Source organism: Streptomyces sp. NPDC058964, assembly GCF_042741275.1.
Taxonomy (GTDB): Bacteria; Actinomycetota; Actinomycetes; order Streptomycetales; family Streptomycetaceae; genus Streptomyces.
The window spans coordinates 1-1,225 of sequence record NZ_JBHYKH010001006.1 but is presented as its reverse complement, the minus strand read 5'-3'; the positions used below and the strand labels follow the sequence as shown (position 1 = coordinate 1,225).

Genomic DNA, 1,225 nt, shown 5'->3' with positions numbered 1-1,225 from the left:
TGGCCGCGATGCGGCAGGCCCAGGGGCTGCCGGCCGTCTCGCTGGCCTGGGGCCTGTGGGCGCCGGAGGTCGGCGGCATGGGCGCCGGACTCACCGGTACCGACCTGGACCGGATGGCACGGGTCGGGGTCCTGCCCATCGACGAGGAGCGAGGCCTCGCCCTCCTGGACGCGGCGCTCTCCGACACGTACGGCTCGAAAGCGCATCTGCTTCCCGTCGTCATGGACCCGCGCGCCCTGGACCAGCGGGCCAAGCGCGGTGAACTGCCCCGTGTCCTCCACGGGCTCGTCCGCCCCTCGGCGGCGCGCAGGGCCGTAGCGACCGGCCCGACGGCCAAGGGCGGGGGCCTCGCCGCCCGGCTCGAACGCCTGCCGGCCGCCGAGCGCACCCGCGTCCTGCTCGATCTCGTCCGTCGCCATGTCGCGTCCGTTCTCGGATTCGGCAGTGCGGGCGACGTCGCGCCCGAGAAGCCCTTCAAGGAATTCGGCTTCGACTCCCTCACGGCGGTCGAGTTCCGCAACCGGCTCGAGGCGGAGGCCGGGCTCAGGCTGCCCGCGACGCTCGTCTTCGACCACCCGACGCCGAGCGCGGTCGCCGACTTCCTCGAAGCCGAACTCGTCGGCGTGGAGGTTGCGGCGGAGGCCGCTCCGGCAACCGGTGTGGCGTCGGGGACGGACGATCCGGTCGTGATCGTCGGTATGGCCTGCCGCTACCCCGGCGGAGTCGCCTCACCCGAGGACCTGTGGCGGCTGCTCGCGGCGGGCGGCGACGCGGTCTCCGAGTTCCCGTTCGACCGTGGCCCGCTGTGGCAGGAGTCGTACGACCCCGACCCGGAGGCCGTGGGCAGGACGTACACCCGCTATGGCGGATTCCTCACCCAGGCAGCCGAGTTCGACCCCGGGTTCTTCGGGATCAGTCCGCGTGAGGCGCTGGCGATGGACCCGCAGCACCGGTTGCTGCTGGAGACGTCGTGGGAGGCCTTCGAGCGGTCCGGAATCGACCCGGCCGGTGTGCGCGGCAGCGCCACGGGAGTTTTCACGGGCGTGATGTACCACGACTACGCCACCGTCCTGGAGCGCTCCGCCCACCACGACACCGAGGGCTTCATGGGCGTCGGCGGCAGCATCGCCTCGGGCCGGGTGTCGTATGCGCTGGGTCTCGAGGGTCCGGCGGTGACGGTGGACACGGCGTGTTCGTCGTCGTTGGTGGCGGTGCATCTGGCGGC

The 1,225-nt window shown here is 72.7% G+C and carries 1 protein-coding gene; it reads left to right on the top strand.

Translation table 11 applies throughout. The features are described 5' to 3' along the window. The coding region (locus tag ACFW2E_RS47220; protein ID WP_384478439.1) for a beta-ketoacyl synthase N-terminal-like domain-containing protein at window positions 1-1,225 on the top strand (1,225 nt) is incomplete at both ends.